At 56.6% G+C, this 13,780-nt stretch carries 13 protein-coding genes and 2 pseudogenes; 2 read left to right on the forward strand and 13 right to left on the reverse strand.

The genetic code is table 11. The annotated features are described in order from the left end of the window. Nucleotides 1-128: 128 nt before the first annotated feature. From I9H09_RS12685 to I9H09_RS27180, 5 genes and pseudogenes are all read right to left on the reverse strand, one after another. Entirely contained in the window at nucleotides 129-1,151 is a 1,023-nt protein-coding gene (locus I9H09_RS12685; protein WP_122346936.1) for a zinc-dependent alcohol dehydrogenase family protein, read from the reverse strand. Between the two features lie 230 nt (nucleotides 1,152-1,381). Beyond that, nucleotides 1,382-1,741, reverse strand: coding sequence for a hypothetical protein (locus I9H09_RS12690; protein WP_122346937.1), 360 nt, complete (start codon nucleotides 1,739-1,741; stop codon nucleotides 1,382-1,384). A 230-nt stretch (nucleotides 1,742-1,971) separates the two neighbouring features. Next, nucleotides 1,972-3,447 carry a putative bifunctional diguanylate cyclase/phosphodiesterase gene (locus tag I9H09_RS12695; RefSeq protein ID WP_236502356.1) on the reverse strand — a complete coding sequence of 492 codons (1,476 nt, stop codon included), beginning with the start codon at nucleotides 3,445-3,447 and terminating at the stop codon, nucleotides 1,972-1,974. A gap of 282 nt (nucleotides 3,448-3,729) precedes the next feature. Then, nucleotides 3,730-4,239, reverse strand: a complete 510-nt coding sequence (locus I9H09_RS27175; RefSeq protein ID WP_397417010.1) for a methyl-accepting chemotaxis protein — start codon at nucleotides 4,237-4,239, stop codon at nucleotides 3,730-3,732. Nucleotides 4,240-4,269: 30 nt separating this feature from the next. Further along, nucleotides 4,270-5,046 (reverse strand): annotated as a pseudogene (locus I9H09_RS27180) (PAS domain-containing protein); the annotation flags it as partial. Nucleotides 5,047-5,340: 294 nt separating this feature from the next. Between I9H09_RS27180 and I9H09_RS12705 the strand changes: the two are divergent. Further along, complete coding sequence (locus I9H09_RS12705; RefSeq protein ID WP_005886928.1) at nucleotides 5,341-5,787, forward strand: NUDIX hydrolase; 447 nt, start codon at nucleotides 5,341-5,343, stop codon at nucleotides 5,785-5,787. Nucleotides 5,788-5,907: 120 nt separating this feature from the next. Here I9H09_RS12705 and I9H09_RS12710 read toward each other — a convergent pair. Then, nucleotides 5,908-6,170 (reverse strand): annotated as a pseudogene (locus I9H09_RS12710) (IS630 family transposase); the annotation flags it as partial. A 137-nt stretch (nucleotides 6,171-6,307) separates the two neighbouring features. Here I9H09_RS12710 and I9H09_RS12715 point away from each other — a divergent pair. Beyond that, on the forward strand, nucleotides 6,308-6,718 hold the full coding sequence (locus I9H09_RS12715) for a hypothetical protein (RefSeq protein WP_005886932.1): 411 nt from the start codon (nucleotides 6,308-6,310) through the stop codon (nucleotides 6,716-6,718). Between the two features lie 57 nt (nucleotides 6,719-6,775). Here I9H09_RS12715 and I9H09_RS12720 read toward each other — a convergent pair whose 3' ends face one another. Genes I9H09_RS12720 through I9H09_RS12750 form a run of 7 tightly spaced genes read right to left on the reverse strand, consistent with a single transcriptional unit; the run spans nucleotide 6,776 to nucleotide 13,777 of the window. Then, nucleotides 6,776-7,402, reverse strand: a complete 627-nt coding sequence (locus I9H09_RS12720) for an RraA family protein (RefSeq protein WP_053480056.1) — start codon at nucleotides 7,400-7,402, stop codon at nucleotides 6,776-6,778. Then, nucleotides 7,393-8,172 (reverse strand): IucA/IucC family C-terminal-domain containing protein, encoded by a 780-nt coding sequence (locus I9H09_RS12725; protein ID WP_236502353.1) that lies wholly within the window; start codon nucleotides 8,170-8,172, stop codon nucleotides 7,393-7,395. Before I9H09_RS12725 ends, I9H09_RS12720 begins: the two co-directional genes overlap by 10 nt. Beyond that, nucleotides 8,169-8,960 carry an ABC transporter ATP-binding protein gene (locus tag I9H09_RS12730; protein ID WP_024671544.1) on the reverse strand — a complete coding sequence of 264 codons (792 nt, stop codon included), beginning with the start codon at nucleotides 8,958-8,960 and terminating at the stop codon, nucleotides 8,169-8,171. The genes I9H09_RS12725 and I9H09_RS12730 overlap by 4 nt, the downstream gene beginning before the upstream one ends. Before the next feature lie 10 nt (nucleotides 8,961-8,970). Next, nucleotides 8,971-10,002 carry a FecCD family ABC transporter permease gene (locus I9H09_RS12735; RefSeq protein ID WP_191867733.1) on the reverse strand — a complete coding sequence of 344 codons (1,032 nt, stop codon included), beginning with the start codon at nucleotides 10,000-10,002 and terminating at the stop codon, nucleotides 8,971-8,973. Then, entirely contained in the window at nucleotides 9,995-10,984 is a 990-nt protein-coding gene (locus I9H09_RS12740; RefSeq protein WP_054990937.1) for a FecCD family ABC transporter permease, read from the reverse strand. Before I9H09_RS12740 ends, I9H09_RS12735 begins: the two co-directional genes overlap by 8 nt. Beyond that, entirely contained in the window at nucleotides 10,981-11,901 is a 921-nt protein-coding gene (locus I9H09_RS12745) for an ABC transporter substrate-binding protein (protein ID WP_005886942.1), read from the reverse strand. The genes I9H09_RS12740 and I9H09_RS12745 overlap by 4 nt, the downstream gene beginning before the upstream one ends. Further along, nucleotides 11,891-13,777, reverse strand: coding sequence for an IucA/IucC family protein (locus tag I9H09_RS12750; RefSeq protein ID WP_122346373.1), 1,887 nt, complete (start codon nucleotides 13,775-13,777; stop codon nucleotides 11,891-11,893). Before I9H09_RS12750 ends, I9H09_RS12745 begins: the two co-directional genes overlap by 11 nt. Between the last annotated feature and the right edge of the window lie 3 nt (nucleotides 13,778-13,780).

The following is a 13,780-nucleotide window of genomic DNA, read 5'->3' on the forward strand; positions in this document are numbered from 1 at the left end:
AGAGGGATAGACTAATAAACTGAAGCAGTATACGACCGGGCCAGGGTAGAAACTAATGGCGCGGTACAGAGCGGATAGACCAAGGCATTCAAGCCTTCGCCCTGTATCGAGCTTTTTGCGCCCTGCCCTCAACTTCGGTCGAAATCGATCAACACTTTTCCTACGTGGTTCGCCGCTGCGAAATAGGCATAGGCCGCAGGTGCATCATCGAACGTGAAGGTCTTGGCGACCACGGTTTCGATACGGTTCGCTTCGACTGCGCGAATGAGGTCGACGAACATCTTGCGGCTACCGTTAGCGATGCCTCGGATTGTCACGTTCTTGATGATGAGGGACAGGTAGTCAGGAATCGGAGAGTGCTGGCCGGGCGTCACACCTATAACTGCAATCCGTCCGTTGACGGCGGCAGCGGCAAGCGACTGGCCCAAAGTGTCCTGACCTCCTGTTTCGATAACGATGTCGGCTCCGGCGTTATCGCTCAGGGCCATGACCTGCGCAGCCCAGTCAGGGTGTTTGCGGTAATTGATAGTGATGTCCGCGCCCAACTGGCGGGCAATGTCCAGTTTCTCGTCACTTGACGATGTGATCGCCACTCGGGCACCGTGAAGCTTGGCAAGCTTCAGCGCGGCCAGAGCCACCCCGCCAGTACCCAGACAAAGAACAAGCTCGCCCGGTTTAAGCTTGCAAACCTGTATCAGAGCGTTCCAGGCGGTCAGACCGGCAGAGGCAAGCGCGGCGACATCCTTGTCTGCCAACGAGCCCGGCACTCGAATCAGTGCAGCTGCGGGTAGTACGACCTTTTCAGCGAGCCAGCCGTCATGCGTCACGCCGACATCATGAGCAAAAACGCTAGTCCGGAATTCGCCCTCCAGCCAGCTAGGGAAGTGACCGCAGATGACCCGGTCGCCAGGTTTGACCTGGTTGACGCCCTCGCCCACAGCAATGACCTCACCTACACCTTCGGACATGGGAATGCGCTCGGGAGACTGTATGGGACCGTATACACCTCGAAGAATTTGAACGTCCCGGCTGATCAGGCTCACCATGCGAGGCGCCACAACGGCTTCTCCAGGCCCGGCAATCGGCTCGGGGCGAGTGGTAGGGGTCAGAGAATCCAGGCCTTGTTGAAGCCCGATCTGAAAAGCTTTCATTAGAATAATCCTTGTACCATCAGCGCAAAACCAGACGTGTATCGCGCCTCGTAAATGTCATTACAGCTTGGCTGAAGGTTGCGCGGCTTCAGCTTTACTGCCTACACCATACCTGCTCTTGGCTTGGTCGCAAGTACAGCAAGCAGTTTGTGAAGCATGCCTGCGCCATTAAAAAAGGGCTCGTAGAGCGTTGTTGGAGAGTGGCATTCATTTTTCGCCTGGACTGTGCGTTACCACAAAATGACAGGGAATATGTCGCTTGGTGTATTGATCACATACGACTCCAGTCCATTGTTCTCGGGAAAGATTTTAAGGATCATTCCCCGGTTGAATGCAACAGTCAAAATGGCAAATTCGTCAATTGAAATGCGTTCTATATCGACATTGAGGAAATCAAAAAACAAAGGGCTGGTGGCCACATCTTCTCCATGCCCCCACCTGCCCACGCCATTGATTTCGCAAAAAAACGAGCACTGAATCATTACGCTGGCGACGTCGCCAAAAAGCAGTACCTGAGCGCCCACCCCGACAGTGACACCCGTGAGTGCTGAAGGAAGCATTTCGGCCAAGTACGAGTTATTGATCATCATGCTGCGTGCCCGTTCTAGAGGTGATGGTGTCCTTGCCTTCCTGTGCCCGGTTACCGGATGACCCATTCTGGCTGGCGAGTCGAAACAACGCGCAGGCTATTGAGCCTTTAGCGGAATATGCCTACACCATTTGAGCGACAAGACCGCCTGCTCGTCAGGTATCTGGGCATAGCGAAAGAAATATACCCGTCTCATCATTTTGGACGAGTCTTCGGTTCAAGACTGAATAACTACACGGCACTTGCCCTGACCGGCCTGGCTGGCGCACTCATTGCCAGCAGCGCTTTCGCCTGAGCCAAAGGTAGCGGCTTTCCAAACAGGTAGCCTTGGGCAAAGTCGCATTTATTGATGGCCAGCCAGTCCGCCAACTGCTCGTGCTCTACTCCCTCGGCGGTAATTTTCATGCGCAAGCTCTTACCCAAGGCAAGGATGGCTTTGACCATTTCATTCTGGTTATCCAGAGACGTATCAAAGAAAGACCTGTCGATCTTGATTTTGTCGATGGCCAGCTTGGTCAAGTGATAAAGCCCTGAATAACCCGTCCCGAAATCGTCCAGTGCAACGCTCACTCCCATTGCGCGTAAACGTTCCAGGTTCAAGCGGGCGCTGTTCATGTTGGCCACCAGAGCGTTTTCCGTCACTTCCACTTCAAGACGACTCAACGGAAATCTGCCTTCGCTGGCCAGTTGCTCAAGCCATTCGGGAAAGTCGAGGTTTTCGATCATCAGCGAAGTGACATTGATTGACAGTGTGAAGTCGCTAGGCCAGTCAAGCGCATGATCGAAGGCCTGCACTAACAGACTCTCGGTAAGTTGCTTGATCAGTCCCAGCTGTTCCGCCACGGGTATGAAGTCCATTGGCATGATGATGCCCCGCTCGGGGTGCAGCCATCGTGCCAGCAGCTCGAACCCCGAGAGGCGTTGTTCGGGAAGACTGACGATAGGCTGATAAAACGGCTGAATATGTTTCTCTTCAATCGCATGCCTCAGTTCCTGCGCGAATAGCTCCTGCAGGCGTTGTTCGCGCTCAAAACTGACCTCGTAGAAGTGACACGCGTCTCGGCCGCCGCTCTTGCCTCGATACATCGCGCTGTCGGCACGCTGCAGCAGGATGTCTGCATCTGAACCGTCCAGTGGCGAAACGGCAACGCCCAAAGAAGCACTGAGGGCCACACGTGACACACTTGTCCTGGACGCTGCAATTTTTGACAGAACGCTTTCAGCGAGTGTCGCCAGTTCCACCTGGCTGAAATTACCGCTTACCGCCAGACCGAACTCGTCCCCTCCCAGCCGCGCCACGGAAGCCTGTAACCCTGCAGTTGCCTCGCGCAGACTTTCTGCAACGGCACAAATAGCGGCGTCTCCCACGGCATGCCCGTGGGTATCGTTTATCAACTTGAATTTATCCAGGTCGATCAGGAAGACGGCGGTCTGCATGGACGTTTCCTGTAAGCGCGCGACTAGTTGCTCATGAAACACCCGACGATTAAGCAGACCGGATAACGGGTCGTGACGGGCCAGCGAATCGCTGAGTGTCTGCGAGGCCAGCAAGTCGTTGTAGCTGCCCTGCAATCGTTGCATCAGACGTTTCAGCAGTATGAACGGAACGACCATCGACAACAGCGCAAACCCGGTCGACGTCAATACAAAGCGCCAACGTTCGGCGTTTTCGAAGTCTGAATCGTAAGGCAGGTTCATGGTGTACATGGCCAGGGCTTCAAGTTTGAACTCCCACACCACTGCCAACAGGAATAGAGAAAACAAGTAAAGCCACAACACGGTGTACAGGTATTTACGAACCGTTCGCGGATCGCGGGTAAATGACATAAGGGCTACGCTCGAGGGACTGCGGGTGCTACGGCTATAAACAAGTTATCGCTAGTCAAGCGTCAGGTTTGAAGACAAACCGTCCCACGCCGAGCGCTGACCAGGCATGGCCCCAGGGAGTACGATTAACGTGGCCCCCGGAGCCGATCAGTCAGCGTGCAATTAATTCGAGCGCTGACTGACAAAACGACTGACTGCCCGTACTACAGTATTGGCGCCCTGCTGGATCTCCTGAATGACACGGTCGGCGTCGTTGGCCAATACCAGTGCTTCGGAAGCCTGCTCAGTGCTGCGAACGATCACGCTGACCGCTTCTGAAGCCAGGCTTTGGTTGGTCTTAACCACATTTACAATTTCTTCCGCCGCCTTTGTGGTGCGCGAGGCCAACTGCCGCACTTCGTCAGCGACGACTGCGAACCCCCTACCCTGTTCGCCTGCGCGGGCGGCCTCGATGGCGGCGTTCAACGCGAGCAAGTTGGTTTGCTCGGCGATCCCGCTGATGGTTTTTATGATCGTCCCGATCACCTGACTTTGAGAGTCAAGTGCCTCGATGCCCCGCGTGGCCTCTTCCATCGAAATCGTCAGCTGGCCGAGCATTTGAAGCGTGTCGTTGATGACTTTTCGACCTTGCTGTGCGCTTGTGTCAGTGTCGATAGATGTCTGATAGGCCATCTCCGACGCTTCGGCGACGGCTTTCTCACGTTCAACCTGTTCAGTAATAACTGTCGCAAACTTGGCGATCTTATAGAGTTTGCCGTTTGCGTCGGTGATAGGGTTATAAGATGCTTCAAGCCATACATCGCGGCCAGACTTGTCGACCCGGCGAAAACGGTTGACGATGAATTCACCGCGCCGCAGTCTTTCCCAGAACTGGGTATAAGCATCAGAACTGGATTCTTCAGGCAGACAAAAAATCTTATGATGCTTGCCTTTTATCTGATTAAGCTCGTAGCCCATCGCTTTCAAAAAGTTGTTATTGGCGCCAATGACAATTCCATCAAGGGTGAAGTCGATCACGGCGGTAGAGCGTTGCAAGGCATTGACGAGGGCCTCGTTTTCACGCGATGCCTCGATCGTCCGCGTTAGAACGCTCGAGTACAACGTGATCTGTTCGATGCCGCCTGTTTCATTTTTGAAGGGTACGACCACTGTCCTCAGCCAGACCCTGGCACCTGTCTTGCTGATCAGCCGCAAGGTGCCACTGAAGTGCTTGCCTTCCCGAATCGCAGTCAAGGCGCGCCTCTGATGAACATCACCGCTTAGCTCTGGCGGGCTCAGTTCAGAAAGGTTGCGCCCGGCAATCTCGCTTTGTGAATAGCTCATTTCCGTTTCAAACAGACCGTTGACGTTCTGCACCTTGCCCGAGGCATCCAGAACAACGGCAACAGTCTCCAGATTGAGGATTTGCCCGGCTTGTTCAAGCATGGCGAGGCGACGCTCCAATGCCTTGTTGGTGTTTTTCAAATGCGTGTTGAACATTGCGACTATCCGGGACAGCTTGGGTTGTAATCTTGATCGGTCATGAAACCGAAACCTTTAGCGCGCTTAATAAACTAATATCGAAAAAGACAGATAGAACTTCCAAAGCTTAGTTTGGGATCCAAATTGTCTGTTTATTCGTATGGCAAAGTTTTCTTTATGACGAACCGTGTATCTGCTGATGAATCAAGTTACCGGTCAGTGGTCGACCCTTTTTGCCAGTCTGAACAATAGCTGAAGAGAAGATCGACATCGTTTGCATATTGCTGAACGGTAAGATAAAGGCTTTTACGCATGCCAGAACCTCACATCCGTCCCCTTGCACTTTGCATCTTCCACCGTCGTGGAAAAATATTGGTCAACCAATTCTACGACGCCGTCGAAAAGCGAACTCTTTTCCGTCCGATTGGCGGTGGCATCGAGTTTGGTGAACGAAGCATCGATGCCATCGTCCGAGAAGTGCATGAAGAGTTGGGTCTTTCGATCAGCAACGTTCGATTGATTGGCACGTTGGAAAGCATTTTTACCTACGCGGGCATGCGAGGACATGAGATCGTCCAGGTCTATGATGCAAGGTTTGAAGATGCAGCAGTTTACGAGAAGCCCTGGCTGGAGGGCCTTGAAAGCGATGGTTCACCTTTCAAGGCGACATGGCATCCGGTTTCCAGCTTCACCGCTACATCTGCGCTGGTGCCTGAAGGCCTGTCCGAACTGCTCAGAAAATCTTGCCTGCTGGAATGAGTGTCCAGACGAAAGGCAGCGTTTCCTGGCTGGCCCCTAGCGCATATATTGGCGCTGGATAGGTGCTCTGTACGGAAGTCTGCGCACTGTTTGACGTTGGTGCTGATATTTTGGATGTGACCTAGGCGTTCCTTTAATGATCTTCTTGAGAAAAGATAGCCATTCCTGATGCAGGTGCTGACGCTTAATACTTTTGATCAGTTTGCCCTGAAGATAATCCAACGCAGCGAAGAGCATGACCGCGCTGCGCGTATGGAGCCATTGGATTTGGTCTGGATATGGCCCATGCTCATACGTAATCCCGGCTACGTCCGCTCCAGAGCTTGAACCTGGCTTTTCTCATCGCAACACAGCATTGAAGCCTTGTCAGGTGGTTCCAGGTAAGGCCTGATCTGCTTTGATATCTTTGTGAACGGTGTGTCCAGCACTCGAAGCGAGTTCAATATGGGTGGATGAAATAGCGGGCATTGAAGTATTATATGCACCGCAGACACTGCTGCGAAAATAAAGGACTATGCATATGTTTTGGTTCATCGTAATTGTTGTAGTTGTTTTAGGCATACTCGTTGCTTGGGCTAGCGAGAAAGCAAAAACTGAAGCGCTTCAAAAGTATCAAAAATCTTTGGACAATCTCAAAGCCGACCCCAGAAATGCAGGTTTGCGTCAGCAAACCTTAGCGCTTGGCCGTGCTTATTCAAACCTGATGCGCGATAAGAAAGGGCAGACTGTTTTTGACGAGGTAGCGCTCATGAACGACATCAGCGCTGCTTGCGCTGGGGCCTCAGAGTCGCCGATTATTAAGCCAGCTGTGAGCACGCCTCCTGACAACGTCGAAGCACGCCTGGAAAAGCTTCTCTCGCTTAAAAAGCGTAATTTAATTGATGAGGTTGAATACATTTCACGCCGTAAAGAAATTCTTGAGTCTATCTGAATCATTATTTTTTAGGATGAGGCAACGTACGGGATTCTGCGGCGATAGGTCCCATCGCTATCGCGAATTCAACCGCCGCAAAAACTCTTCCCGCCGTTCTCTGTCAGCGCCCTCCTTCGCCAACAACTCAGGCAACAACTCAGTCGCCTGTTGTGGGCTCAAGATAAACACCCCGTCGTCATCGCCAATCGCGATATCGCCCGGGTTTACAATCACTTCACCTATATTGATCGGCCCATTGAGTTCGCCGTTTTCCCCGAGGCTTCGGGTCGTGACGGCGCTGACGCTTCGGCTGAACACCGGCAGGCGATGTTCGCGCAGGGCGGCGACGTCAGTGACTGCACCGGACACCACCACGCCGGCCACACCTTTGATAAGGCCGGCCAAGGTGCGCAGTTCGCCCCAGCAGGCGCAATGCTCGTCGCCGACGCATTCGATCACCAGCACGTCGCCGGGAAGGCTGTTGAGCAGTGCGTCGCGAAGGATGCTGCCATCGGGCAGTTGGACTTTTACGGTAACCACGTTGCCGACCAGTCGAGCACCGTCGAACAAGGGGCTGATCCCGCGTAGATAACCGCTGTCGGTAAGATGGCCGATGGTGGAGGCAGAGATGCCCTGAAATTGGGCTATGACCGCGTCACTGAGCTGTTGCTGACGGTGTGAAATCTGTTTGTTCATCGACATTTCTTTGGCCTCAACAACGGGCAGGTAGAGCAATATTCGACCGGGTTGCTGGCGTCGTAATAGAAGCAGCAGGTGCGCCGGAAACGGACAACCTTGCCTTCGGGTTCGAGCAATGTAGGGGGGCGTCTGAAGTGTTTCAGCGGGTTATAAGTCAGCCCGAACATTGCAGGGTCGGCCTGATTCAGCAGCCAGTCGAAATCGGCTTCGTAACGCTGGCGAATAATCGGGTCTTCAACCTTTTCCATGCGTTTGTCGTACAGCGAATAGACGCGTACGGCGGTGTTCTCCCAGAGAATGCGTCGAGAAATACCGCTGACCCGGTTAAAGGTTTCCCACAGCGGCTGGAGCATGTCGCGAAACAGCGTACTGGCGATCATTTCACGCCACGCTTCGCGCGTACCCGGTTGATAGCCAACAGGCGCAACGTCGAGCAGCGGCATCGAAGAGGTCCACAGGCCGTCATCGTGCGCGTATTCGATCAGGCTATTGTCCAGAGACAGGATCAAGCCTTTGTCGTGGATCGACATGGCGTACAGGCAGGCACCCGTGCTCAGGAAAGAAAAGCGCTTGGCCAGTAATGATGCTGTGATCGCCAGCGTCGGCGAGCCGATGATGGGGCCCAGTGTGGTCAGCAACTGCTCACAGGCCTCTTCGTCCAGCAATGCCCTTGCGGGCAGTGAGCGAGGGTCGCGTTCATCCGCCTGTTTTAGCCGCAGCCCGCCGGACAACAGCGCCCATTCTGCTTCGCTGAAGGCGTGTGCCAGAATCATTGCGGCAGTTCCCGGCCAAACGGAATGCACAACGGCGTACCGAAGAATGGGTCGGCGATGATCCGGCAGTTGAGGCCAAATACCTGCTTGACCAGCGCTTCGCTCAGGATATCGGCTGGGCGTCCTTGAGCAAATGCTGTGCGTTCGTGAACGGCGACGATGTGATCGGCATAGCGGCAGGCCAGGTTTAGATCATGCAGGACCATGACGATGGTCTTGCCCTCTTGGCGATTCAGGTCGCGCAACAGGTCCAGCACTTCGATCTGATGAGCCAGGTCCAGAAAGGTTGTCGGCTCGTCCAGCAGCACGATGTCGGTGTCCTGCGCCAGGGTCATGGCGATCCAGGCGCGTTGACGCTGGCCCCCAGACAATGCATCCACTGGGCGCTCGGCCAAGGCCTGCATGCCGGTCTGCAACAGGGCGCGTTCTACCATCGCTTCATCCTGTTCGGACCATTGCTGCATCCAGTTTTGATACGGGTAACGCCCCAGCGCAACCAACTGACGTACGCTGATGCCCTCAGGGGCACTGGGCATCTGCGGCAGAATCGCCAGTTCGCGGGCAACCGTGGCGGTGGATTTCTGATGGATATCCGCGCCATTGAGCACAACGGTGCCCTGCTGTGGCTTGAGCAACCGCGCCAGCGACTTGAGCAAGGTACTTTTCCCGCAGCCGTTGCTGCCGATCAGCACGGTGACCTTGTTCTCGGGCAATTGCAGATTGAGGCTGTCGATGATCACCTGGCGCTGGTAACTCAGGGTCAGGTCGTGGGTTGCGATTGACGCCATCCGTAATTCCTTAGTGCCGCTGGTTGATCAATAGGTAGAGAAAAAACGGTGTGCCCAGCACCGCGACAAAAATTCCTGCAGGCAGGTCCAGCGGCAGGAACAGCGTGCGTCCGGCCAGATCGGCGAGCATCACCAGATTGGCACCGATCAGGGCGGCCATCAGTGCCTGACCGGTAAACCCCGGTGGCATCAGGCGTTTGGCAATGTGCGGCGCAATCAGCCCGACAAAGGCAATTGCCCCGCCCCAAGCGACCGCGAGACCCGCCAGCGCCACGCTTACCAGTAACAAGCCGGCACGCAGCCATTGCACGCGCACGCCAATGCCTTGGGCAAGGTCGTCATCCAGTTGCTGCATGCGCACCTGACGAGCAAGCAGCACCAGCAGCGGCAGGGTCAGCAACAGCCAGCCGGCCAGGGCACGCGGCTCCGGCCAACTGGCACCATACACGCTCCCGGTCAGCCAGACGTAGGCCGACAAGGTGGTGGTCAGCGGGCTGAACACAAGAATGAAGGTGGTCACCGCCGCCAGCAGCGCCGACACCCCTACCCCGATCAACACCATGCGCAAGGGCGAAGCGCCCTGATTCCAGGCCAGCAGGTAGATGACCAGCGCCGCAAGGCCTGCGCCGGAAACAGCTGCAAGCGGCAGAAATTGCGCACCCAGGGCGGCCGAGAAAAATGACAGATACAACACCGCCGCCGCGCTGGCACCGCTGGTTATACCCAGCAAGTCCGGTGACGCCAGCGGGTTGCGAATGATGCTTTGCAGGATCAGCCCGGACACCGCAAGTGCGGCCCCCACCAGCGCGGCGAGCGCCAGACGCGGCATGCGCAGTTGCTCGACGATGAACACCAGGCTTGCGTCGGCATGGCCGGAAAACACACCCAGCAGAGTGGTTGGCGACAGATTGATCTTGCCCACGGCCAGCGACCCCATCGCCACCAGCAACGTCAGCGCCACGGAGATGGTCAGGCGCCTGATTACGATCAGGTTGAACTGCCTGGAGAAGCCGCGATAACGCAGCGTCAGGTGCTTATCCATAGCGTGCGCCTCGACGAACCAGTGCAATGAAAAATGGCGCGCCGAACAATGCGGTCATGACGCCCACCGGGACTTCCTGAGGCAATATAACGACCCGTGCCAGCGTATCGGCAAGCAGCAACAGCGTGGCACCCAGCAGTGCGCAGCCGGGCAGCAGCCAGCGATGATCGATGGACAGCGTCTTGCGTACCATGTGCGGCACCAGTAGCCCGATGAAACCGATGCTGCCTGCCAGCGCGACGGCACTACCGGCCAGAACGATGATCACCAGGCTCATCAGCAGGCGAATCAAACCGGTGCGCTGGCCCAGTGCGGTGGCGATGGCTTCGCCGGTGTTGAGCACATTGACCTGCCCGGCGAGTATCCATGCCCCGGCCAAAGCAAGCACGACGCAACCCAGCAGCGGTGCAGCGGTGGCCAGATCCCGTTCCGACAACGAGCCGGCCAGCCAGAACAGCACGGTGTCCAGACCGTCCTGATTGACTACCAGCAGTGCCTGACTGAAAGCGGTGAACAGCGCGGTGATCGCAGCACCCGCCAGCACGATACGTAACGGGTTGAGACTGCCCTGCCCCCGGTTGCCGATCACCCAGACAAGGGTCCCTGCCACCGCCGCCCCTGTAAACGCGCACCACAGCCATTGGCTCATCGAGGTCAGAGCAAACAGTGACGAACAGGCGATGATCGAGAACGTGGCCCCTGCATTGATGCCGAACAGCCCCGGTGAGGCCAAAGGGTTACGCGTCAGCGCCTGCATCAGCGCACCGGCAACCGCCAGGCTGGAGCCCACAGCAACAGCCATAAAGGTGCGCGTCAGTCGAGTGTCTAGCAAGACGTGCTGAACAGGGCTCAACACGTCTGGATGCCACAGGCTTGCAACGATCGCTGATGGCGAAATCCATATCGCCCCGGTCGCCAGACTTAACCCCATACACGCGACCAGCATCAACAGTCCCAGGCCCAGCCTCATCACTGCCGTCATGAGGCGCTTTCCGCCATTGCCACTCGAGTTATTTCATCGAGCATGTGGTTGGCGCCGAGAATGCCTCCTGACAGGCTCCAGGCAACCGCATCGACGCGCCATACCTGTTTATCCTGCGCGGCGCGTAATTGCTGCCAGAACGGGTGCTGGACCAATTTGTCGTAATTTTGCTGCGCGGCCTTGCTGTCCGCACGCTGGAAGATAAAGAACAGGTCGGCATCGACCACAGGCAGGCTCTCTTTACTGCTGAGTTTAAGGGAGACGCCGCTGGCCTGGCGGGCAGCGGGTGTCCAGTCAAAGCCCAGCTCGGTGAGCACCGAGCCGGCAAAACTGGCAGGCAGATAACTGCGGATATGGTCCTCGCGAATATCGAGCACCGACACAGTGATCGGCCAGCGACTGGCGAATTTCGCCTGTAGCTGGCCGCGTAACGTGGTGATACGTCGTTGCCATTCACCGAGCAGTTGCATGGCTTGCTGCTGGCGATTCATCGCCGCGCCCATCATTGCCAGCGTGCGCTTGAATTCGAACACTTCTTCCAGCATCAGGACCGGGCAGATCTGCTCCAGCAGCGGTGCGATGCGCTGATGGCGAAAGCGTGAAGCGACGATCAGGTCGGGCTTGAGCAGCACGATGTCTTCCAGGCTCGGCTGGGTTTCCAGGCCCACGTGCGGCACCGCTGCCAGCGCCGGGCGCAAGTAGCGGTACATCGGTTTTTCGCTCCAGGAGTCGACCACACCGCACGGCGTCACTCCCAGTGCCACGGCGCTGTCGGAGGCTCCCTGAAACAGAGTGACAATTCGCAAAGGCTCTGTGCGCAACGACGCTGCCCGGACAATGCCGGGCAGCGCCAGTAACCCCAGCGACAGGCGCAACACCGCGCGCCGCGAGGGGTGCAGGGTTCGGTCAGGTGTCACGGCGCAACCTGTGGAAGGGGTTGACCACCTGGCCTTTGCCGAACGGCATGCTGCCCGGTCCGCCAGCGCGCTCGATCATCGGTGTGAGCAGCAGTTTTTGTGGCCATTTCGGTGCTTCGAACAGTTGATGCCTGATCATGGCACGTGCCTCGTCGTCGAATTCGATGGTGGTGATGAGATTATCCAGAACATCGCGCAGTACAGTCCACAACGCAGTTACCGGCAGCTCGTAAACCTGGGCAAGTGTATCCATGATTGCCCGCACGTTGACCTGAATACCCAAGGTCTGCAGCCAGAACAACAGGTCTTCGGGGCGGTCATGATAAAGGGTATTGGCATGACCTTTCTTGATTCGATATTCCGGGTCGTGCATGCCATTGCGCTCCAGCCAGGGCACGAAGATACGCAATGAGTCGTGGTCACGCAGCAACAGCCCTTGTGCCTGACCTGCTTTCAAGACCATCACCGCATTCTGGCCATGCACCTCGCCGAGCATACCAAGACGGAACATGCGCAGGTTGATGTCGAAGAAGCTGTGGCTCAGCTCACGAAACAGGGTCAGCACCGACGCCTGATTGCGCGGCAGGTCGCGGTAATCCATCCATTCATCGAAGAAGTGCCGATTACTGCCGGGCAATGGCGTGCCCAGCGCGGCCATTGGCAGCAGGCGGCAGTCCGGATCATCCAGCAAGGCCGGCGGGTAGCCGCGGACCATCGCCGACAGGTGCCGTGGCGCCTCGTCAAAAAGTGTGGCCTGCGGCGGCATGAACGCCCACCATTTACGTTCGTCGCACAGGTGCAGCGAGCGGCTCAGGGTTACGTCCTTGTCTACCACCTCGCGCAGCAGTTTTTCGCTCAACTCGCCGTTGATCATCTTGACCGCAGGCAGGTACCGGGATGCTCCCAGGGAATAAATCGCCATCGGCAGCTTGAGGTAGTTGGCGCTGTCGAAGCACGGCGTCATCGAGCGCAGCGATGAGGTGGCATACACCGTTGCCGCGCTGAACGTCAGGCGCTGACACTCGCCTCTGGCGAATACTTCGCCCAATTGTGTCTCCAGAACATGCTCGAACTGCCAGGGATGGACCGGCAGCGCTACGTGACTGTGCGCGATACCACGTTGTTGTAGCTCCTGGTCGAGATCGGCTTGCAGGTTTTTCGGCAGCAGATAACGCGCCGGGAACGATGTGTTCACATCTCCTACTCCGCCCCCGCATTGCAGCAGGGCCTTGTCGACGGCAACCCAGTTCAGCGCGACCGGCTTGGCGAACTCTGCCTGATACTGTTGGTATTCCTGCTCGTTCAGGCCCTGTTTGGCCTTGGCCAGCGGGTGATAAGGTCGATCACGCAGCGACGCCCACTGTTCCATGGTGCGGAAAAACGTCGCACCGTCCTGGGCCATCAGGTTTTCGTGATCTACCTCATGATTCAGTGACAACGCGGTCTGCCAGACGCTGATGCGCAGAACATCTAGAAACAGCGCGATACCTTTTTCGTTTTCCTGACGCTCGCTGTCCTGCAGCTGGGTAGCCTTGCCGGCAAACACCCACTTGAGGAAGTCCTCCGGAGACAACTGCGTCCAGCGCTCATCCTGGCGGCCCAGTACCGGAGTGCCGGGCACCTTTTCCCATTGTTGAGTGATGCCGGGGCGCAACGCGATACTGATGAAGCGTTGCTCCGACGCATCGCAGCACCATTCCCAGACCTGTTGAGCCGGGCTTTGCTCTGCCAGTTGCGGCGGAGCCTCTGGGTGACGCGATTGCCAGTGAGCGGTGTCCTGCCGGCTCAATGGCTCGCGGCCAAAGAAGTCTTCAGCCAGCAGGCAATCGACCAGATCCTGCATGACCATGTCAGCGGCGAGTGAAGTGACATTCATCGG

The organism is Pseudomonas tremae, assembly GCF_023278125.1.
In the GTDB taxonomy this organism is placed as follows: domain Bacteria; phylum Pseudomonadota; class Gammaproteobacteria; order Pseudomonadales; family Pseudomonadaceae; genus Aquipseudomonas; species Aquipseudomonas tremae.

Excerpts from the sequence above, each read along its gene's own strand:
- I9H09_RS27175 (WP_397417010.1), bottom strand. The coding sequence starts at position 4,239 with ATGGCCTATCAGACATCTATCGACACTGACACAAGCGCACAGCAAGGT.
- I9H09_RS12740 (WP_054990937.1), bottom strand. The coding sequence starts at position 10,984 with ATGACGGCAGTGATGAGGCTGGGCCTGGGACTGTTGATGCTGGTCGCG.
- I9H09_RS12690 (WP_122346937.1), bottom strand. The coding sequence starts at position 1,741 with ATGATGATCAATAACTCGTACTTGGCCGAAATGCTTCCTTCAGCACTC.
- I9H09_RS12730 (WP_024671544.1), bottom strand. The coding sequence starts at position 8,960 with ATGGCGTCAATCGCAACCCACGACCTGACCCTGAGTTACCAGCGCCAG.
- I9H09_RS12695 (WP_236502356.1), bottom strand. The coding sequence starts at position 3,447 with ATGTACACCATGAACCTGCCTTACGATTCAGACTTCGAAAACGCCGAA.
- I9H09_RS12715 (WP_005886932.1), top strand. The coding sequence starts at position 6,308 with ATGTTTTGGTTCATCGTAATTGTTGTAGTTGTTTTAGGCATACTCGTT.
- I9H09_RS12705 (WP_005886928.1), top strand. The coding sequence starts at position 5,341 with ATGCCAGAACCTCACATCCGTCCCCTTGCACTTTGCATCTTCCACCGT.
- I9H09_RS12720 (WP_053480056.1), bottom strand. The coding sequence starts at position 7,402 with ATGTCGATGAACAAACAGATTTCACACCGTCAGCAACAGCTCAGTGAC.
- I9H09_RS12735 (WP_191867733.1), bottom strand. The coding sequence starts at position 10,002 with ATGGATAAGCACCTGACGCTGCGTTATCGCGGCTTCTCCAGGCAGTTC.
- I9H09_RS12685 (WP_122346936.1), bottom strand. The coding sequence starts at position 1,151 with ATGAAAGCTTTTCAGATCGGGCTTCAACAAGGCCTGGATTCTCTGACC.
- I9H09_RS12725 (WP_236502353.1), bottom strand. The coding sequence starts at position 8,172 with ATGATTCTGGCACACGCCTTCAGCGAAGCAGAATGGGCGCTGTTGTCC.
- I9H09_RS12750 (WP_122346373.1), bottom strand. The coding sequence starts at position 13,777 with ATGAATGTCACTTCACTCGCCGCTGACATGGTCATGCAGGATCTGGTC.